Source organism: Neobacillus sp. B4I6, assembly GCF_050434045.1.
In the GTDB taxonomy this organism is placed as follows: Bacteria; Bacillota; Bacilli; order Bacillales; family Cytobacillaceae; genus Neobacillus.
On sequence record NZ_JBNPWB010000002.1, the window covers coordinates 1,823,507 to 1,844,796 of the forward strand.

Genomic DNA, 21,290 nt, shown 5'->3' on the forward strand with positions numbered 1-21,290 from the left:
CCTTTGATATAGGGGTGATGTCAGCTACACTGGACTACCCCTACATTGTGTGTGATTGGATATCCCTAATATTGGTTTGTGATAAAACTAAACCGAATTTGATGAATTAAATAGTACTATTTTCTAGAATACCTCTTAAAAAAATGCACTTCAGGAGCCACTTTCTGGCTTCCGGAGCGCATTTTTTCGAATGCGTCTTTTTATACGGGCTTGTACACTATAGCAATTTAGATGATACCGCTTTATTCCGCATTCTATCTTTTGAGTACGGTTAAAAAAGTTACCCCTGGGAAACATATCGTTGGAACAGTCTATTTGAAATGGGGGTAGCAGAATGTTGCTTGTATATGCTATTGCTTTACTGCTCGGAGGGCTATTAGCGGTAAATGCCATTTTCGCTTATCAAAGCAAACACATCGATCCGGCTTTTTGGACAACAGTTTGGTATCAAACGAAGCTTCTGCCAGTTCTGTTTACTGCAAATTTGATGATCGGATTCGGGGTGAAATTTACATACAAGGTTTTCGGGAACTTAACTTTCGCCCTTACTTTTTCGAAAGGAATTGAAATATTGGTTTGTGTATTGATGGGGTTTTTATTCATGAAGGAAGTTCCGAATTGGAAGACGTTGCTCGGTTTAGCTATTGTCATCGTAGGGTATTGGATTTCAAAGTTAAAGTGAAAGATAAAAATGCGTTTCTTCCTATTGGAGGATAGCGGCATTTCCAATTAAAGCTGCAAAAATACATAACACCGTTCAGAATTATATGAATGGTGTTATGTATGTTGTTTAATATCACAATGATTACTAATAACTTCTATCAAATGCTTAATAATAAAGTTATTTTTTATTTTGGTACATTTATGGTAAATGGCACAGTAATTACTTTTCCGTTTTGTTGGAATTGTCCCCAAATTTTATAGAGACCACCCTCAGGGAAACTTGTCATAAATTTCGCATCTGGACCTGTTGCTTTTTCGTCTATTGGATGAACATGTAAATAAGTTTCTGTATCACCACTAATTGCTACAACATGTCCTACTGCACCTAAATATGGTTGTAAATTAGTAATAGGCTGCTTTGTATTAGCATCTTTAATCGTGAATGTCATCGTCAAGTCCATTTCAGTCATCAAATGGTCAAATTTCAACGTCACCTCTTTTCCATCCACTACTTTTGTTAATTCCTTTTCTTCTATTAAAGGTGTAGTCTTTACTTTGTTTCCTGCTACTGTTACGTCATAAGTTTTTACCATTTTTTCTGCTCCTTTAGGTACAAAATCGGCAAAGAGCTTATATTTTCCTCCGGAAGGAAAATTTGAATTAATTGTAAATAATCCGTTCCCTTTATATTCAGGATGAATATGGTCAAAATAGGATAAATCTTTACTTACAACAATTAAGTGCATGAGTTTTTCATGTTCGAAATCAAAATCCTTTATTGGTTGACCATTCTTATTATTTACCTGAATGTTTAAAGGGATTTGTTTTCCACTTTCAGGTTTTTCATTAAAGGAAAACTCTACTTTGGTATTATCCTTTTGAGGAGTGGATGTCATATCACCGTGATTCATCCCTTCATGGCTTGTTTCCGTTTGTTTTTTATTTGAGTTATGGTCCATATCTCCATGATCCATTGAATCATCTTTTGAACAAGCCGCTAAGAATACTGATATAATTAGTGAAAAAACAACCAATGTAAGAAATCTTCGCTTCATCGTAATCCTCCTAAAAATAGAATCATACAAATCCTACAACAAAAATGTGCAGAAAATATGCATTTATTTCGGTTACGATGTTTTTTAAAAATACCTTTTGTTTTACTGCGTATTTTTCGATTTCATAAAAAATGATTCCAATTCAAAGTAAATAAATTATTTGAATAACTAAACCATCATATGACTAATCTTTAAAGGAAATGGAGAACTTAATCTTGTTAACTAAATTCACGGAGGAATACACCATGAAAAAGATCCTAATCTTAATTGCAATCCTTATATTTAGCCTTGATTTAACAGGGTGTGCCAGAAATAACGTAAATAAAAATGATCTTGTAAATCGTGATCAAAATGTAACAAGGAACAACATCAACAACGTCAGGGACAATAATGATTCCAGAATGAGAGTTGCTGATGATGCAGCTAAAAAAGTAACCGACCTGAAAGAAGTGGACACGGCAAATGTCATTGTTACAGAAAATAATGCATATGTAGCCGTAAAGCTCTCACCTACATCCCAAAATGAGGATACTAATAGTATTGAACATAAGATTTCACAAAGAGTGAAATCCACTGATCGAGATATTGATAACGTATATGTATCGGAAAACCCTGACTTTTATGATCGCATGAACACATATGCCTCTGATATTCGTAATGGTAGACCAATCTCAGGTTTCTTTAATGAGTTTACTGAAACAATTCGTAGAGTATTCCCTAAAGCCAAATAAGGTGAATAAAAAATCTTGGCAATATGCTAAGCATTTTTGATGATGTTCTTAGGATAATTTATCCACCTTTAGATTTGTTATGATGTTGAATAAGGTCTTGACATAAATAGCTAGAGAAAAAAGTTATTGATTTATACTTTATTGAGTTCTTTTTAAGGTTACTTTCTTGGAACTATAAGTGGAATGACATTCATTTTGACATAGCAATTGATGTACATAAAAGCAAAACTCGCCACAGTATTGGCGAGTTCTCTTCGTTATGGGGGGTCAGCTCCCTTGATCAACTAAAGCACCCGTTACTTGAAGAAGGGTTAGAATTATTTAAAGCTTAGTATATATAAGATTATCATCCCTCAAATATCAAAAGCCTGTTTCGTCAAAAGCGTTAAAAATCGAAAAATAACTTGAACCAATACCAAAACCTAACCCATTTAACAACCGGTTAGAATGAAGTACATTACCTTTTGAGTTTATTGCCTCTTGAGTCTCTCCATTGCATATAATCGTCGTACTACGCAATAACATTAACTCTAAATTTGTTTGAATTTTACCAATCTGAAAGAAAATAAATTCTTCCACAATTGCAAGTTCAGTCATAATTACCAATATTATTGAGAGGAATTACTTTTTTATAAACACATCTGTAACTTATAACAGTATTGCGGCACAAATTTTTCTTTCTTAGCTAAACTTTCCTTTTTTTGCAAATGTCCGATCTTTTTCGTTATGGAACTATGCGAGAAATTTTGTCTGTTTCCTCTTCAAGTACATGAATTCCTCCGATTACTTCATAAGCTGAACCAATTGACACAAGCATATCTCCTGTGATGGCGAGTTTTTGTTCTTGCAGCAGTTTAATTAAATCTGTTTCTCCTATTTGACTTGATACAGAAATAGCCTCTAATATTTGTCCAATCGTCTTAATCCAAACACCAGTTAGTATTTGTTGTTCACCTATTGTATTTGCATCTTCCTCAATATGCAAAAGCCCTGATAAACCTTTAATTTCAATGATCTGACCTATTACTTGAATCCAAAGCCCTAATGCAACCTCTTTTTCCAGTCCTAAAATTTTATTACTTTTTTTCTCGCTGAATTCTTTTCTGTTATTGCTCATATTTTTTGGAAGTTCCATTATTACCAACCCCAAAACTAAAATTTGCTTTATTTTATGTGAATCAAATGGTATTGTGTAGCCAATTTTGCTCATTCTACGCACTTTTATTGATGTACTGTCTTGAATAACAATGGATAAACCTCCAAGGTTACTTACAATCCACTGAGTTGCTTAAAGTAATTTTTGCCACATCCTTCGGTAAAGGAGGGATTTCATAAGCCACCTTTCTGTCGCAATATATGTCAAAAGCGACAGAAAGGAGTCATTTCTCTTTCTTCAACTAAATTACTTCTTTAGTACAACAACACATCTCCACCATACTCTACTACCTAATCAAAACGTTCTGTATCTATTCCATCCAAAATATCCTCTAATTCTGTAAGAAAATTTAGTTGTACAGGTGCAGGGATTTGCTCCATCCACTTTTTTATTTCTGGTAACTCCTCAGCCTCATCTATATTCGTTGGTTTTGGATGAAGAGTTGCCCACCATTTCTTCAATTCATCGATAAATTCATAAAAGTAGCGTTCAAATCTTTCTGCCCATTCTGCCCCTTCATCACCAGAAGTCTTTTGCATCATACTCCAGGCTTCCATCGCTGTTTCGAAGTACTCATCAATCATCTTCATGTAGAACTCCTTTCTACTCTCATTAATTGAATGATAATTTTTCATTGTTTCATATTTTTGTAAGGGTAGCTTTTTTACTTAAGGTTTTTAATTTATACATATTTTTATCAGCAATCTTAATTAGACTGTCCATATCTTTTCCATCAATTGGATAAATAGCAAATCCAGCAGAAACTGAAATTTTTTTTTCTGTCTTTTGGGATAGCTCTCTCAATCTGTTTTCAATCCTCTTAATCATTGCTTCAGTTTCAGTTTGATCTGAGAAGGGGGAAATGATTAAAAATTCATCTCCTCCCCATCTTGCGATAATGTCACTGACGCTAGTGCTTTTTAGAAGTATAGTCGAAATATTTTCAAGTACCAGATCTCCATATTTATGACCATATGTATCATTTATTTGTTTTAGCCTTGTCATATTGTTTTCCCAGCCACCAGAGTGTCACGGTAGTTACAATCAAAACGGTTGTATCTATGAATGTCCGAATCGAACTTTGAAGTGTTTTATAATTATAAGCAACATAAGGTATTCCAACAATTATACTAATTAAGGTTGTTACTATTCTTCCTTTGTATTTCAAGGGATGTATCACTCTTTCTTTCCGAATTAAAACCTACTTTTTATTTATATTATTTTCCATTATAAATAATCTGTATATTCCCCTAATATACCACATCCTGATGTTTTTACATTAATCGTAATGTAAATTTGTTCAATAAGAAAAGCCGCATCAATGGCAGCTGGTTCTTTACTATAAGCACCAGTTAACCATCCATGAAGCTTTTCAGCAACCATATTTATTTGTTTTGATGAATAATATAATCCGCTGTTCGAATGGCCAAGGCAACTGTTGTAAGTGTAGGATTGGCCCCTAAAGTCGGTAAGATACTGTTATCCGCTACATAAAGTCCTGAAATGCCGTGAATTTGACCGAATTTATTAACTGCAGAATTGTAAGGGTCATTACCCATGCGGCAAGTTCCTGATTCATGATTATCATCCCCGGGTGCACGCAGATAAATCTTGGGCTGCCCGTCAATGATGCCTAAGGACGTAAGAACCCTTTCCATTCCTGCTGCCAATTGCTGAATGACAACTCGATCCCGATTACTAAAATTGAAATGAACCTGGATCTTTGGTACACCATATTTGTCTCTCTCATAGGGATCAAGAAAGATCCTGTTTTCAAATCGTGGTTCTACATTTCCATAACCATGGAAGATCATCTCTAACTCATCTTGAAGCGGTTTTTCAAGCATGCCAAATTCGATTTGATAAGGATTGTCCTTCGTATTTGGAATCAAAATACCAATCCTCCCCAAATCCTCTAGTAACAACTTACGGTTGATTATTGGATTTGCAGCTAAAGCAGAATGATCGATAAGAAAGTGGCCAATGGCTGGACCAGAAATTCCTGAATGAAGGAGCAGGCGTGGAGTTTCAAAAGTACTTGCCGACAAAACAATCGTTTTTGCTTTGATCCAGTATGATTTCAAATCCGGAGATACGACCTTAACACCCGCTGTTTTTCCTTTTTCAATAAGCAGTTGAACGGCACGAGCATTGACAGCAAGATCAAATGGCCTGTAATTTAAAGCTTCTGCAAGGAATAGGATGGAACTAAATACAACATTGGAATGGATCGCGCCATATTTAGTAGGTGTTATGTCGACAGCAAAAGGAATACTTGTCGCATTAAAAAATCCATTTGCCCAAAGTCGGTTTAGAATGATTCGAGTGGGTAAACTCGATTTCGAAAAAGATTTATTCACATTCATGACCAGTTCAGCGATTTTGTAGTAAATTTTCATCTCTTTTATTGGGATAGGCCATTGTGAAATAAGATAGGAAGGAATTCGAGGACAAGCTCCTGCCCACTGTATAGTCCGGCCCCCTAGACCAAAAACTTGTTTTGCACCTGAAAATTCAGGAAGTCTTTTCCCAAGTGGTCTTGTTATAGAAGAAATATATTGTAATGCTCGTTCTCGGGAGAATAATCCGAGATTTTCAACATGTGTTGGCAACAATAGGTCTCCTGCTTCAATCATACCAACTCGTTTTCCTTTATTTCTCCATTGATCACAAAGCCGCCATAAGGCAGCTCCTCCTCCTGCTCCACTCCCTATAACCAACACATCATAATCTGTTTGCGCCATTTTTTCTAACGGGGTGAGTGGAATCCAGGAATCAACAGTTTCCGGTGAGATCACCTGAGGGCAAGCCGGGGGAAAAGAGGCTTGTTTCGGTTTAATGGCAGATGAAGTAGAAAAGTTACTGAAAGTATCCAGATCGGGATTATTTTTATCCCATTTTAATCCTATTTTATTTAAAAGTGTTTTCAAGGCTTTTGCTGCAACCAAGAAGAAATCCCGATCAGCGATACCTGGCATACCCTTTGGTTCAATCGATATAAATCCGGAATATCTTTTCTCTTTTAATGAAGTAAGTAATTTTACAATTTCAGCGTCTCCTTTTCCAGGCGGAACCACTTTACCAGTATCTATTTGAGCATCCTTCAGATGAATGTAAGAAATATAAGGCTCTACAAGAGGATAGGCATGGGTCATTGGCAGCACGGAGGAGCGTAAAAAATTAACCGGATCAAACGCAAAACGAAGATTAGTGGAGTTGATACATTGAAGAATATCAAGTGTGCGTTCCCCGGTATCCCCATACATTGTCGTATCGTTCTCAAGAAGAAGGATGACACTTTCATGTTCAGCGATATGAGTCAGATCTTTTATTCGCCTTAAAACTTCATCTCTATACTTTAAAGGATTTTCTCCTTGAGGAATGATAAAAGAGCGAATCCGAATGTAGGGTGTACCAAAATATTTGGCTAAATAAATAGCCCGCCTCATATCATTAAGCTGTGGAGTAAAATCATCTGTTATAGGAATAATCCCGATCGGTGAAGCAATGGAGGAAATGCGAAAACCTCGAGCATCCAGGCGTTTTTTTACTTCTGCTACTTCCTCATCATTGAGTTGTAAAACATTTTTTCCTCCTACACCACGTAAATCAATATAATAAATCCCTTCGGAGGCCAAAGTATCCATTTGAATTTCCGAATCGGGTGAAATTTCATCACCAAAAGCTGTTAATGTAATCATGTGAAGGCACGCTCCTGATCCTGATGGATGATATAATCTGCTGTTCGAATGGCTAAGGCAACTGTCGACAGTGTCAGGTTTGCCGAACCGATGGAGGGAATGACACTGTTATCAGCAACATATAGTCCCTTCACACCATGTATTTGCCCATACTTGTTAACTGCAGAGGTTGATGGATCCATACCCATTCGGCAGGTTCCTGAGTCATGATTTTGATCACCCGGCGGCATTAGACAGATGGAAGGCTGGCCCGGTTTCGAATGCATACTTATACCACAAAAAGAAGATATCTGTTCAATTGCACCAGCAATTTCACGGATGATGGCTTGATCCTTTTCACTATAGGAAAAATGTATTTGTACTTCTGGCACCCCGAATTCATCCGTTTTATAGGGATCTAATGTAACTTTATTTTCAAATCTAGGATCAACCTCACCAGAACAAACAAAATTTATTTCTAGTTCCTTTAGAAAAGGTTTTGTTTGGTATGGTTGGTACCAAAAGTATCCATTTGGTCCTCTTAGCTGTATTTGATAGTGCCTATCAGATGTTGAAGGAATTAAAATGCTTAAAGTTCCTAAAGGTTCCGGAAATTCCTCACGGCTCATTGTTCCAGTGGCTAACACAAAAGAATGATTCATTAAATAATGTCCGATGGCTTTCCCTTTAATTCCCGAGTGAAGAAGCAATCGAGGTGTTTCAAATGTACTAGCTGACAATACAACGGTCTTTGCTTTTAAAATATAAGGTTTTTTTTCTGAAGATAGGACCTTTACGCCAACTACTTCTCCACTTTCAACAAGTACTTGAACGGCACGAGTTTTTACAGTTAAATCGAATGGGCGGTGATTTAATGCATTTGCAAAGAAATCGATTGCTCCAAAAAATACATCTGAACCCTCCTGTCCATAAATTCCAGGACCAAGTTCGGCGGCTATAGGAGCAGGAGCAGCTTCTGTAATACCCTTCCACTGCAATCTATTCAACAATATTTCTGTGATTTGGGAACCCTTTGTGTATTCTCTTGATACATTCATTATCCTTTCTGCAATTGTATAATACGATTCCATCTCTTGGACCGTGACAGGCCATTGTCTAAGTTCTAACTGATTCAACCGAGGGGTGATTGCATTCCAAAATAAAGTTCTTCCACCAAAGGCAAAAACTTGTTTAGCCCCCTGAAATTCGGGATTAAATCTACCTAATGGTTTTGATACATACTCATGAAGTTTGTTCATACGTTCACTATTCATAGTAGGAATATTGGCTGCTTGTGTTGGGAGCAAAAAATCACCAGATTCAACGACACCTACTTTTTTTTCATTTTTCCCCCATTGTTCGCATATTCTCCAGGTAACTGCTCCCCCGCCTGCACCAGTGCCAATAATCAAAACATCGTATTCGGTATTGGCCATCTGTTCTAAAGGAGTAGAAGGAATCCAATTATTCCTCAATGGCTTCTCACATCCCTTTATTGATGCTTAACTATAATCTGAATCTGACCGTAAGCAAAAGTGATCTATATTAAAAAGATACAATTACAGATACCGTCTCCTCATTCATATTATTTAAGATACCTAGTTATTCCTAGAAGTTAGGCATAAAAAGAAGCAGCCAAGTGCTTTAAAAAAGCATAGGCTGCTTATCATATACAGATGAAAAATGAATGTACTTGATTTCCCTAGGGAAACCAACATACGGCTACAACTAAAAGCGATCGTCTTTCACTTCTATTTTCTCTCCCCTGAAAAATGCCATGATGGTAATAAAAAGGAATGGAAGAACGACAAGGGTAGTAACAATTAATGGCCAAATAATAAATGTTGCTTCAAAATGCTCCATATCTGACTTGAACATGGTAAGTGTGAGAAGGAGGGTAATAAACGTAACAGGAAAGATAATAATCTGTTCATCCTTTAATTTTAATAATCTTGATAGGATCACTTTTAAAACAAACAGCATGATGGTTGCTTTCATATAGGAACCAACAATCAAGGCGATACCAATGAAAGACTCATTCCTTGTAATAATTTCCTTAATATTAACCAAACGTGCCAATTCAAAAAGTGAAAATTTATATGTACCTGAAAGTGGTCCTAAAGCCATAATCGTGCAAAGAATAGAGGTAATGATTAAAAACCCTTGAAGCAAAAGAGCTGAGAACATATATTTTTTTAATGACTTGGCCTGTTCCTTATTAACAAATGGAAGTAAAAATGAAAAAAGGACTATTTCACCATATGGGAAACCCAGTATGGAATAAGTACCATGTATAACCGGTTTCATTCCTTCTGGAAAAACAGGTAGGAGATTTCCTACGTGATAATTTGGTAAATTCAATATTATTACTATCAATGCAAAAAAGATTGAATAGCAAAGAAGCAAAATAAACATTCTGGCCATTACCTCGATACCTGCTTTGACCGTTAACGCAGCTACCAGCAATATGAGAACATGAAATACATAAGCGGGTGTTTCTGTCATCATTGCAGTAGTGAAAAATCCACCTATATCAATGATAATGTAAGAAATAATTAAAAAAAGCACGATCAGTATTGGAATACAAATACATAGCGCAATCCATTTTCCAAGTAATTTCCTGCTATAATCGATTATAGTCCAATTTGGATTTTTACCATATAAATATAAAACACATGCCAATAAAAGTAATCCATAACCATTAGCAATAATTACTGATAGCCACGCTCCATTATTAGCAGCTAACGTCAAAGGCTGTGGGATATTAATATAGGAAGATCCAAGCATAAAAGAGAGAAATAAACACGCCATTTGTCCAGAACTTACTGTTTCCACTTTATTCAATTTATTCCCTCCTTTCCTATCCCATTTAGAGCTTATATGGGTACCTTGATAGCTTCGACAATTCTATGGGCAGGTTTTGAAAAAAAGAAGTGAACGAGTTCATCTAAATTTGGCCATGCTAAATCCAACACATAAACGCCACTAAGGTATAGGATGGGCAGCGCCAATAGTCCATAAACGATACGATCTCTACGATTTGATTGCTTTAATTTTGGAGCGTCGCAAAACAAAATACCTAAGCACACGATAACAAGAAAAACAGTTTTCTCAAACAATGTCTATTCCCCCGTTACTTTTTCGCCAATAGGCATGCCCGTACTTCTAATATTCACTTCAACATCAATGATAAATTGGATGTCAGCAAAAATGTCGTCCCAATCCTTTTCCCATTTTTTCCATAAGGCAGGGTCTTGTTGATACAGTTTATTCCCCATTCCCAACACATCCACTTTCTCTTCCTGCATACGTTCAATCACGGATTCGATCTTCTTTTCTATTATTTTTTTTATATGATCTTCTAATTTTTTTTCTTCGCCAACATTGGTTATAGTAGTACAACTTAGTTCACCAATCGTTCCTTCTATTTTAGTCAACATGTGAATAGTGGGTGGTTTCATGGTGAATTTGGGAGTTATTTTTGTTTTAATAAAGGAAGTTTCTAACGCTTCCATTTTCGAAGAATCTTGACTCCCTTCATCCAAACAAGGAAACTCAATTATCCCGCTTTTAAATTTATTCATTAACATAAGAACTTCTTGAACGTCACTCGGTTCTAGGAGTTCTGCCATTTTCCCTTTACTAATAATTGCCACCCCGCTGCTATAGGGAGCTTTTTGTTGATCTTCCTTTATTTTAAAATACGGGATTAAAGCCGTTTTCGCTTTACTTTTTAATTGCAAATCTATATCTAACATGCTAGCTTTAATTGTCTTACCTGCATATATGGTAGAACTTTCGATAATAGTTTGCAATTGCTGACTTACTGTTTTTTCAATAAACGGCTTTATTGTCAAATAGTCAGCAGCTTTTCCATTAGTAACAATAACCAAGGTAGTGAGGCGAACATCTTCATTACGATTAAAAAAGTCAAGAATCTCCCCAATATCGTGTTCCTTTGCAAACTCTTCTCCAATTAATATGACACGCATATGACTCCAACGGGGTAAACGTCCTAAATATCGATTTATGTCACGAACTCCGTCAAAGACACTTTCATTTATCGCTTTTATATTGGTATAGGCTTGTTTTTCCCCGCCGCCCATTCCTCCTGTCGTTTGTGTCGGTGAATAGGATTGAGCGTTTATTTCAATACTGCCTTCTTCTGTTTGGTCTAAACTAATCCCCATGATAAATCCAAATTCCGTTAACTCCCTACTGTCCCAACACCCTGTTAAAGATAGTAATAAAAACATAATAGGCAAAGCTTTCATGGCGATTGAATTCATTGTCTACCATACTTTCTTAGGTGATTTAATTTTTACGGATACCACGTACTCGTGGGGACTTCCACAATGTTTTAAGTGGTGCACGAATTAATACATCGAGTAACAGCCTCGGTCTGAATGGAGTTAGTGGACTAAAGTATGGCTGTCCTAATGACCTTAACTGTGTTATATGTAACATAATGAGCAGGTAACCGATCATAATCCCAAATCCCCCCAATACAGCAGCTAAAACCATTAAAGGGAATTGGAGAATCCGTAAACTGATAGAGATGCTGTAGTGAGGGATAGAAAATGAAGCAATTCCAGTTAATGCGACTAAAATAACAATAATAGGAGAAGCGATGTTGGCAGTAATGGCTGCATCACCAACTATTAAGGCTCCAACAATACTTACCGCCGAACCAACTGGCCTTGGCAAACGAATGCCGGCTTCTCGGAGTAATTCAAAGAAAAAAATCATTATGATTGCTTCAACAAACGCCGGAAAAGGAAGCCCTTCCCGAGTATCAAGAATGGCCATTAAAAGGGTGGTTGGTATGAGTTCAGGATGAAAAGTCGTTAAAGCAACATAAATACTCGGTAATGATAGAGCGATAAAAAAGGCAGCAATTCTTAATAGACGAATACATGATGAAAACACGACACGATGATAATAATCCTCACTTGCTTGGAAGAATTCCGTTAATAATCCGGGGCAAATTAATATGGTTCCGGTACCTTGTACCATTACAATTATTTTCCCTTCTAATAAACCAGAAATAGCTACATCAGGTCGTTCAGTAGACCGATATTGGGGAAATGGTGAATAAGTTGAATCTTCAATTAACTCCTCAATATATGCTGTTTCTAAAACGTCTCCTTTTTTAGCAACTTCAATCCTGTTTTTAAATTCAGCTAACATTTCCGCGTTAACCGTTCCCTCTAAATAACCAAAGGCGATCTCGGTTTTAGTAGCTCCTCCTGCTCTAAATTTCTCAATTTTAAAATGAGGGTTCTGTAATCGTGTTCGAAGCAACCCGATATTTCTTTGCAGATCTTCAACGGTTCCTTCACGGGGGCCTTGTACCACAGATTCAGTGACAGGTTCAGAGACTTGTCGTGAGTTAATTTGACTCGCTTGCGCATAAGACAACACTTTGTTCCAACCATCAAAAAAGATCACAATGTGTCCTTGTAAAATGTTGTCCACAGCCTGGTCAAAGCTATCAACTAGAACAGCGTTTTGACCAGATATTCCATGTTGACTGAAAAATTTTATGACATCTCTCGGTGTAATCATCGTTGCTGGACCAACTTCATGTGGTACCAAATCCTGCATGGATTCTTTCATATAATTTACGCTTTTCTCTTGAACCAATGTCTCGAAATAAACCGAGAAAGCGTTATAGATTAAATCCGGCCCATATTGCCACGGAAAGATTTTTAGATCTTCGCAGTTAGAAAGAACAGCTTTTAATTTCTCAAGATTTTCGTTTGAATTTTTAGAGATTGTTGTAGATTCTTTAAAAAACATTACAGTAACCTCTTTTTTCTTTTATTGTCTTATTATGGTATAAAGGTTAAAAATTATTCCGAAAAAGAAGAAGGATCGACTCCTTATTGAAGTAACGTTTTAAAATTGACTAATTTCCCTCCCTTTGAACACACTAAAATTAAAAAGTCATGGAGGTTATAGATTTGATTCTAACAAACCCTATAAGTGCACCAGAGGTGGGAACACTTTGGCTTACATACATAGAAAAAACCCTTATTATGAGAATGTTGGAATACTTTATTGAGAAATCGGATGACCAAGAAGCTAGGAATATTATGGGCGGTTTGTGGCAAGAACTGAATTATTTTCTTTTGCAAATGGAAGAGATATTTAGAGACCAAAAAATGGTGAAACCTGTTGGATACACAAAAGAAGACGTCAACGTAGAAGCTCCTAAGTTATTCGATAATGGATTTGATATTATGTTCGTCCGTATTTTAAAAGAAGTTAGCATGGGTATGTACACCATTAATATGAATATGGCATATAACGATAAAGTTATGCAGATTTATGAGGGTCTTACTTCTGTTACTCAAAAAATTTATAAATTGTCTACCCTTTATCTGCTGGAAAGAGGGATTCTAACCCTGCCCCCAAAAGTTACTATGCCAAAAACAAATGAATTTATTAAAAACAAAAGGTACATGCAAGGATTTAACCCTTTTGGTGACAAGAGGACTTTAAATGACCTTGAGCTTGGTATTCTTCACCATGGAATTGAGACAAATAATATTGGAATGCAATTGATTACTGGTTTCGCACAATGTGCAGTGAACAAAGATGTTAAACAATATTTTGTAAAAGGAATTGAACTTTGTAAGAAACAAATCAAAACATGTGAGGAAATGCTTTTAGAAAGCAATGTTCATTTCTCTGCTACATCTGGAAGCACGGTAACTACTTCAACAATCGCTCCATTTTCGGATAAGCTCATGATGCATTGCGTCTACCTTCTCAATGGATTTGGACTTGTAGGAGGTAGTTTTGGAACCTTTTTTAGCTTAAGAAATGATATATCTATAAAATTTTCATTAATTGCTAAAGATATATTTTTCTATGGACAAGAAGGAATTGAAATTAAGATTAAGCATAGGTGGTTTGAAGAACCTCCACAAATGGAGGATAGGGCTCAAATAATAAAAGGTAATTGAATCAATTTGTTTTCTACCTGCATTTTACCAGATAAAAGAAAAGGCAACGCCCCCGATTGGGTTCGTTGCCTCTTTTTTTATAGCGATCATTTAACTTGCTCGTGTCTCTGGTGAAAGACTGCGAATCTCTCCATGATTCCTTTTCTTCTTCGTTTTCGGCTCGCCAAAATTAGGTGCCTTTAGACGTAGTATGAAGAAGAAAAAAGAAGAATTGGGCAGGATTAGTTCCTGGGCAAAATGAAAGCGCTGGATAAAGAAAATGAGCCAAAACTAAAAAAGGAAATAAGTAATTAAGATCGGCGTTAACAGAAGCAGCTCATTCAGTAAGAGGATCCAAAAACTATCTCGGAGCACTGTATAGACGTACAGCATCCCGAAGGTAAGAAACGTACTGGTATTGTAGTCGCTCACGCAATGTTACGTATCTCTTATTATCTCTTAACCCGAAAAGAAATAAACAAGGACTTTATGTCGCAGTTCGTTAGTACATATAATCTCTTTTTTACGATACGCTATAACCCTTTGTTTCTCCCGTACACGAAGTCTTCAATCTCGTTTACAGATGATTCACTAGGAATAGCTATCACTTTTCCATCTATTTGATTGAAACGTTCTATTGCCACAGTAAATACTTTTTCTGTACCTGTTTCTGACTGCTTTACTTTTATTTTTATACTCATTCCTGCAGCATCCTTAATTTTATTCATGTCTTCAGATGTCAAAGTGACTTTCATTTTTATCTCTTCTGTTCGGTCTTTGAAAGGGAACCGAATAATTATTTCATTTACCATATGGTTTTGAAGAAATTAAAACTGAATATACAACATTAGAAAGAACTTCAACTAATATGGATAAAAAAAGATTTTTGCCATTATTATTAAACATTTTCCCACCTCTGGATTTTTTCTAAAGGTATTATCTGCATATACATGTAAAGCTATACCATTTAAAAAAGACACCTATTTGTGAAAATGAGATTATAATAATTTTTATTAAGGAGTGAGACCCACTTGTTATGGTGGGTCTTTTTTTTATTCCACTGGTTGCCATCCATTTAAGCGCAAAAATCGGCGCTTCACCACAGAGAATGAAAATGGTTAGGAAGTGTCAATACTGATACTGACCTTAATCCAGTCAACCCTAATCCATAGACTTATTAATTTTCGCTCTCCTTTTTTTTAACGATCGAGCAGGGTCTTCTTAAGTATTGTCATTTTTCTAATCTTGAAGAAACCTATTTTCATGGTAGTTACATATGAAAAATCCTTTATTTTTCATATGTTAATCTGCTCCATATAAAGAATAGGAATGCGTATTTACTGATACTTCCTTCATGCCACAAACAAATACATAGTTATACCATATTTTGGGGAAGATAATGGAAACATTTTGATAATGGAGTAAAAAAATGAAATTCATTTACCTCACTTTAAAAAAGTTCATGAAAAGGGATATCCAACCAGTTGCTTCAAATCAGGACTCTATATCGTTTAAAGAGGTTTTCCATACAATCGATGAAAATACTTCTTTTTTTAAGCATATATTTTCTGATTCAGCTGATTTAATGATTAAGGAATTATATGAAAGAAATAATCGGAGAATTTTGATTTTCTTAGATACGATGGCAGATAAGGATAAGATTCAAAGAGATATTGTTAAACCGATGATGGAAGCCGATCGTGCCCCGTTCGAAAGTGTACTTTATTCTAACTTTCTTAAATCAGATAACTTATTCAAAGCTAAAGAAGCACTTTTGAATGGATCCTGTATCATGTTCTTGGATGGTGTTAAAGAATTCTACATGGTGGAAGTTGGCCTCTCCAAAGAGAGGACCATTATAGAACCTAGTAATGAACAAGTCATTCAGGGATCTCATGAAGGTTTTATCGAAAATATTTCAACCAATCTTCATTTAATTAGGAAATCTTGTAGAACCGCAAACCTTACCATGGAACATATAACAGTGGGTGACCAGATTAAATCCAAAATAGCCATGGTTTATATGAAAGACCTTGCCAATAATGAAATGGTCACAGAATTCAAACGGAGGGTCCATCATATTCCAATGGATTATATCCCCAGTACGGGAGCTCTTCAGGAATTGATCGAAGATTCCACATGGTCCCCCTTTCCTCAGGTTTTAAGTACAGAGAGAGTAGATCGTGTTGTAAGTCATCTGAATGAAGGAAGAGTGGCTGTGTTGATGGAAGGGTCTCCTGCTTGTTTAATTATTCCCGTCACTTTTTTTGCATTTTTCCATTCACCTGATGATTATAATTCACGCTGGATGATCGGAACCTTTATCCGTTCCATGAGGCTCGTAAGCATTTTCATTGCGGTTAATTTGCCTGCTATTTATATCGCGGTAATTGGTTTTCATTTTGAAGTACTGCCGGATGATTTAGTTCTCCCTGTTGTAAGTTCCATCAAAAATATACCTTTTCCTCCGTTAATTGAAGCACTTGTCATGGAGTTGACCATTGAACTGATTCGTGAAGCGGGGGTACGCCTTCCGTCAAGGATTGGCCAAACCATCGGTATTGTCGGAGGTTTGGTTATTGGTGATGCAGTTGTCCGTGCCGGCCTCATTTCGAATACCATGATTGTGGTTGTGGCGATTACGGCCATTGCAGCCTACAGCATCCCGACCACAGAAATGAGTGATGCTGTACGCTTTTTACGTTTTCCCCATATGATTTTGGCGTCAACCTTTGGATTTGTAGGGATTACCTTTGGGTTTATGTTTACTTTAGCTCATTTATGCAGGTTAGAATCATTTGGCACAGCCTACTTTGCACCTTGGGCACCATTTCGATTAAAAGATATTAAAGATACGTTTATCCGTTTGCCCCTATGGAAATTTAATACACGTCCGCTTGATTCAAAACCGAACAGACTGAAAAAGCAATCTTTGGCAAGGGGCTGGGATAGTAATGAAACAAAACAAGAATAGCATTACGAACAAACAGCTTGTTTTTATGATTATCCAGGCCCAAATTGGTGTAGGAATATTATCGTTGCCCCATGATGTGGCATTATTAGCCAAACAGGATGGCTGGATTTCCACTCTACTTGCAGGAGTCATCTCGCAGGCGATTATTTTTGCCTTTTGGGGACTAAGCAGAAGATTTCCTTCGTCGTCTTTGTACGAAATACTCCCAAAATTACTGGGGAAAGTTGTCGGGAAGCTATTCATTCTCAGTTATGCACTCTATTTTATGGTAACAGGGAGCTTAGTTTTAGCAAGATATAGTGATATCCTGGATAAATGGATCTTACCGCGTACCCCTAATTGGATTCCAATGGTTTTAATCCTCATCACCTGCATTTACATCGTCAGTGCAGGTTTAACCAGTATTGCGAGATTTTATGTACTAGTATCCCCCATTCTGTTTGTATTATTAGTGTTGATTGTGTATGCAATGAAGGATGCGAACTTCCTGTATATCTTTCCAGTAGGGGACCATAGCATTCTAACGATATTAAAAGGTTCAAAAGAAGCTGCTTTCTCTATGTTGGGCTTTGAACTGTTTCTTTTTATCCATCCCTATGTGCAAGCTTCCGGAAAAGAGAAGCTGATCGCCACCACTACAGCGAACATTTTTGTCACCTTCTTTTATACCTTTTTGGTGTTTGCAGCCCTTGTCTATTTCGAGCCCAATATAGATATCGGACTGACTCCAGAGCCATTATTATATATGATAAAAGCCTATTCGTTTCAGGTTCTCGAAAGGACGGATTTATTTTTCTTATCGCTCTGGCTTGTAGTCGTTGCAACTTCGATCGCGAACTGGCTATTATTATCTTCAATGGGGTTGGCCAGCCTTTTTAGAAAAAGACACTATGCCCGCTTTCTGCCCATTGTTGCAGGAGTCAATTTAATTTTGGCCCTTCTTCCTGATCAAGGAAGAGACTTTGAAAATTTTAATCACTTTCTTGGGCCGACGCACTATATTTTTATCGGTATCATACCTGTACTACTACTCATTCTCTCGTGGGTTTTATCGAAAAAAGAAGTGGTGAATAAACCATGAAAAGCAAAAAGCCTATCCTTGTACTTTTATGTTTATTACTTACTGGATGCTGGGACCAGCACCTGATGAAAAATGCCGTATTGGTACAGATATTAAGTTTTGATTTAGCAGATAACGACGAAATGTTATTAGGGGTTTCCATTCCCATAGTCGAGGAGTCCTCCGAGGGACCGCAAGCTAGGGTGAAAAGTGAAACACTTTCTGCAAAAGGTCATACACCAAGGGATTGTCGGCTTAAAATCGATCGGGAAGTATCTGGAATATTAGATTCATCTAAAAATAAACTGATTTTGTTCGGTGAGCGGATGGCGGCTGCAGGTATTTATCCACCATTAGATGTCATTTGGAGAGATCCGCGCAATTCACTGGGGGCGACACTAGGGGTAGTGGCTGGAGAAGCGGTGGATCTGCTTGAAATTAATCCGAAACATGAGCCAAACGTTAGCGAGTATATACAAGAAGCTCTTACTAGCGCAGAAGAAAACTCGATCGTTCCGATTCAAACCATCCAGACATTAGCCTCAGAAATGCTTGACCCGGGAGAAGATATCGTCCTCCCTTATCTTAAAATGAATAAAAAGAAAAGCGCAGTAGTGGTCGGCCTAGCCCTAATGGATGAAAAGAAATATTCGGGAAATTTATCCCCGCAAGATTCATGCCTCCTTCTTTTATTGAATAACAAAAAAGGAAAATACGCACGATTTACAAAACGAGTAAATAAAGAAGAGCAGCAGAAAATAAAAAATTATATTTCATTTAATGTCCAAAATATGAAAAGAAAATTAAATGTTCATGTAAAAAATGGAGAGGTTTCTGTTCAATTAAAATTACATTTAAAGCTAAACGTGGAAGAATATCCTAAAGGGGATGTTCCAAAAGATATAGAACGATTAAACAAGGTATTATCAAAGGAGCTTACAGAAGACGCGAAACAGGTTATAACAAAATTACAGCAGGCGAATTGTGATGCATTTGGAATTGGGAGGAGATTGATCGCGTTTCACCCCAAAACTTGGGAAATGCTAGATAAGAAGGATTATTTTAAAAATATAAAGATTAAAACGAATGTAAAAGTTGAAATCACCAAACAAGGTATTGTCTTGTAATGTTTAAGTAATCAACCATGAGCACGAAGAAAGGGAGCTGTTCGCCGGATATTGGTAATACTTTTATGTTTTCCGTTCTGATATTGGTTGTTATAATGGAGGTTATGAAATACTTAGGGGGATGTCACAATGACCACATTTGAAAAGTTAAAACCTATTATTGCAGACCAACTGGGTGTGAAAATGGAGAATATCAAACCGGAAGCCTCATTCAAAGATGACTTCGAAGCTGATTCGCTTGATATGGTGAACCTGACAATGGAAATTGAAGATGAATTCGCAATCGAAATTAGTGACAAAGTTGCAGAGACGCTTCAAACAGTGGGAGATGTCGTAAACTATATTGAAAATTCCCGTTAACAAATAAGGAAAGGCGGATGGCCCAACGCTGACGGACACTTGAACGCAGGTGAACGTATCGCAGAAGGCATCCGCTACAATGGATTATACAGAAATGCTCTTATCGCCGCAGAATCCCTCCTCAATTAAAGACCCCATAAGTACAAAGCTTTATATTCTAACAACTAATCAGATCTAATTTTATTCTTCGATATTAAACCATGGACCTGAAGCTTGAATGATATTCCAAAGTTTTTCAGGAAGCTCAAGTTCGCTTACTTTTGAAGTCTTAATTGTTGTCTCAATTTCAGTTTCTTTTCCATTCTGGACCTTTTCTACCCAGTCTGGATTCATGATCAACGTATGTCCAATTGCTGCTAGGGATAGACCCTTATCTAATGCTGTTACAACATCATCAGCAGTTACCATAGAACCAGCAGCGATTACAGGAACTCTGCCGTTTACATGTTCAACAATTAATTCAAGATATGTTTTTTCATCTTGACTATCGACTGGCTTTGAGGAAAGGGCATCAGCCAATGAAGCATGTACATAATCAACATCTGCTTCAATAAGACGATTAATTAATTGATAGGTATCCTTCATTCTCAAACCGCCTTCTTCATGTTCGTCAGGAGAAATTCTGTAGCCGAAAATAAAAGGTTTTGTTGTATGCTTCTTAATCACATTTTTAATTTCTTGTACTACTGCCAATGGGAAACGCAAGCGATTTTCTAGAGAGCCACCCCATTGATCCTCACGTCTATTGAAGAAAGGAGAGAAGAAGTTTTGAAGTAAAAATCCGTGTGCACCATGAACTTCAACACCATCATACCCTGCATCAATGGCCCGTCTTGTTGTTTCTCCAAACGCATGAATCACTTCCATTATTTCATCTTGTGAAAGTTCTCTAGGTAATACTGAAGGAGCAAATGCAGTAGCTTCCGTCTCTACAGCACTGGAACTAACCACCTCACCATCTGGAATTAAAGATGGAAGTGCTTTGTTACCTGCATGGAAAATCTGAAGTAACGCAGGTGCTCCACCGATTTTCGCAGCATCAGCTAATTTCCGTAGACTTGGAATAAATTTATCGTCATAGGCTGCGAACTCATGTGTGAAACCTATACCGTTTGGTTGCACATGCGTACAGCCAGTTATAACAAGTCCTACTCCATTGACTCTTCTTTTATAATAATTTACTTCTTCCTCTGAAATGGTGTAATCATCATTACTTGACCAAGTTGTCATTGGTGCCATAACGACTCTATTTTTAATGGTGACTCCATTTTTTAATGTGAAGGATTCAAATAAGTTGCTATATTTTGTATTCATTTTTTACCCTCTTTCTATTGGTTTATTTATATGTTCTTGTTCATTTATCACTATTTTGTAAAGGTTAATCAAACCTTCATTTTTATAAATGGTGCAAGACTAGATTAATCCTTAGAGTGCACTCTAGAGCAAGTTTTTTTTATTTTTATTTTTTTTGATAAAAACACGATTTCGAAAGCTGTCTGTACGAGGTTTTTCAAAAAGGAGCAAATGGAAA

General features: G+C 36.7%; 20 protein-coding genes. 7 read left to right on the forward strand and 13 right to left on the reverse strand.

Annotated elements, in window-relative coordinates; translation table 11 throughout:
• Nucleotides 1-334 precede the first annotated feature (334 nt).
• Nucleotides 335-682 carry a hypothetical protein gene (locus QF028_RS11080; protein WP_429465368.1) on the forward strand — a complete coding sequence of 116 codons (348 nt, stop codon included), beginning with the start codon at nt 335-337 and terminating at the stop codon, nt 680-682.
• A gap of 166 nt (nt 683-848) precedes the next feature.
• Here QF028_RS11080 and QF028_RS11085 read toward each other — a convergent pair whose 3' ends face one another.
• The gene (locus tag QF028_RS11085; protein ID WP_429465370.1) at nt 849-1,718 is read right to left on the reverse strand and encodes a hypothetical protein; all 870 of its coding nucleotides are present in this window, start codon (nt 1,716-1,718) and stop codon (nt 849-851) included.
• A gap of 245 nt (nt 1,719-1,963) precedes the next feature.
• Here QF028_RS11085 and QF028_RS11090 point away from each other — a divergent pair, with 245 nt between their 5' ends.
• Nucleotides 1,964-2,449, forward strand: coding sequence for a YhcN/YlaJ family sporulation lipoprotein (locus QF028_RS11090; RefSeq protein WP_215007759.1), 486 nt, complete (start codon nt 1,964-1,966; stop codon nt 2,447-2,449).
• 360 nt (nt 2,450-2,809) lie between these two features.
• On the opposite strand, the gene QF028_RS11095 is transcribed toward QF028_RS11090, so the two are convergent.
• From QF028_RS11095 to QF028_RS11140, 10 genes are all read right to left on the reverse strand, one after another.
• Entirely contained in the window at nt 2,810-3,046 is a 237-nt protein-coding gene (locus QF028_RS11095; protein ID WP_429465373.1) for a hypothetical protein, read from the reverse strand.
• A 127-nt stretch (nt 3,047-3,173) separates the two neighbouring features.
• Entirely contained in the window at nt 3,174-3,584 is a 411-nt protein-coding gene (locus QF028_RS11100) for a hypothetical protein (RefSeq protein ID WP_429465375.1), read from the reverse strand.
• A gap of 311 nt (nt 3,585-3,895) precedes the next feature.
• The gene (locus QF028_RS11105; protein ID WP_168243944.1) at nt 3,896-4,195 is read right to left on the reverse strand and encodes a hypothetical protein; all 300 of its coding nucleotides are present in this window, start codon (nt 4,193-4,195) and stop codon (nt 3,896-3,898) included.
• A 49-nt stretch (nt 4,196-4,244) separates the two neighbouring features.
• Nucleotides 4,245-4,610: a GGDEF domain-containing protein gene (locus tag QF028_RS11110; protein WP_429465377.1), complete on the reverse strand. Its 366-nt coding sequence runs from the start codon at nt 4,608-4,610 to the stop codon at nt 4,245-4,247.
• Between the two features lie 380 nt (nt 4,611-4,990).
• A complete protein-coding gene (locus QF028_RS11115) occupies nt 4,991-7,306 on the reverse strand; it encodes a TIM barrel protein (protein WP_429465379.1) in 2,316 nt (771 codons plus the stop codon).
• Entirely contained in the window at nt 7,303-8,760 is a 1,458-nt protein-coding gene (locus QF028_RS11120) for a GMC oxidoreductase (RefSeq protein ID WP_429465381.1), read from the reverse strand. Before QF028_RS11120 ends, QF028_RS11115 begins: the two co-directional genes overlap by 4 nt.
• 253 nt (nt 8,761-9,013) lie before the next feature.
• Nucleotides 9,014-10,120, reverse strand: a complete 1,107-nt coding sequence (locus tag QF028_RS11125; protein WP_429472279.1) for a GerAB/ArcD/ProY family transporter — start codon at nt 10,118-10,120, stop codon at nt 9,014-9,016.
• Between the two features lie 41 nt (nt 10,121-10,161).
• Nucleotides 10,162-10,404: a hypothetical protein gene (locus QF028_RS11130; protein WP_429465383.1), complete on the reverse strand. Its 243-nt coding sequence runs from the start codon at nt 10,402-10,404 to the stop codon at nt 10,162-10,164.
• Between the two features lie 3 nt (nt 10,405-10,407).
• The gene (locus QF028_RS11135; RefSeq protein ID WP_429465385.1) at nt 10,408-11,574 is read right to left on the reverse strand and encodes a Ger(x)C family spore germination protein; all 1,167 of its coding nucleotides are present in this window, start codon (nt 11,572-11,574) and stop codon (nt 10,408-10,410) included.
• 25 nt (nt 11,575-11,599) lie between these two features.
• The gene (locus QF028_RS11140; RefSeq protein WP_429465387.1) at nt 11,600-13,087 is read right to left on the reverse strand and encodes a spore germination protein; all 1,488 of its coding nucleotides are present in this window, start codon (nt 13,085-13,087) and stop codon (nt 11,600-11,602) included.
• Nucleotides 13,088-13,251: 164 nt separating this feature from the next.
• Between QF028_RS11140 and QF028_RS11145 the strand changes: the two genes are divergently transcribed.
• Complete coding sequence (locus QF028_RS11145; protein WP_429465389.1) at nt 13,252-14,259, forward strand: DUF3231 family protein; 1,008 nt, start codon at nt 13,252-13,254, stop codon at nt 14,257-14,259.
• Nucleotides 14,260-14,771: 512 nt separating this feature from the next.
• Here the strand turns inward: QF028_RS11145 and QF028_RS11150 are convergent.
• Nucleotides 14,772-14,993: a hypothetical protein gene (locus tag QF028_RS11150; protein WP_429465391.1), complete on the reverse strand. Its 222-nt coding sequence runs from the start codon at nt 14,991-14,993 to the stop codon at nt 14,772-14,774.
• Between the two features lie 674 nt (nt 14,994-15,667).
• Here QF028_RS11150 and QF028_RS11155 point away from each other — a divergent pair.
• The 4 genes from QF028_RS11155 to acpP all read left to right on the forward strand — a co-directional run bounded on the left by QF028_RS11155 (nt 15,668) and on the right by acpP (nt 19,759).
• Nucleotides 15,668-17,212 (forward strand): spore germination protein, encoded by a 1,545-nt coding sequence (locus tag QF028_RS11155; RefSeq protein WP_429465393.1) that lies wholly within the window; start codon nt 15,668-15,670, stop codon nt 17,210-17,212.
• Nucleotides 17,193-18,293, forward strand: coding sequence for a GerAB/ArcD/ProY family transporter (locus QF028_RS11160; protein ID WP_429465395.1), 1,101 nt, complete (start codon nt 17,193-17,195; stop codon nt 18,291-18,293). The genes QF028_RS11155 and QF028_RS11160 overlap by 20 nt, the downstream gene beginning before the upstream one ends.
• Nucleotides 18,290-19,399 (forward strand): Ger(x)C family spore germination protein, encoded by a 1,110-nt coding sequence (locus QF028_RS11165; RefSeq protein ID WP_429465396.1) that lies wholly within the window; start codon nt 18,290-18,292, stop codon nt 19,397-19,399. The genes QF028_RS11160 and QF028_RS11165 overlap by 4 nt, the downstream gene beginning before the upstream one ends.
• A 129-nt stretch (nt 19,400-19,528) precedes the next feature.
• Nucleotides 19,529-19,759, forward strand: a complete 231-nt coding sequence (gene acpP, locus QF028_RS11170) for an acyl carrier protein (protein WP_429465398.1) — start codon at nt 19,529-19,531, stop codon at nt 19,757-19,759.
• Nucleotides 19,760-19,939: 180 nt separating this feature from the next.
• Here the strand turns inward: acpP and QF028_RS11175 are convergent, their stop codons facing one another.
• Nucleotides 19,940-21,073, reverse strand: coding sequence for an NADH-dependent flavin oxidoreductase (locus QF028_RS11175; RefSeq protein WP_429465400.1), 1,134 nt, complete (start codon nt 21,071-21,073; stop codon nt 19,940-19,942).
• Nucleotides 21,074-21,290 lie beyond the last annotated feature (217 nt).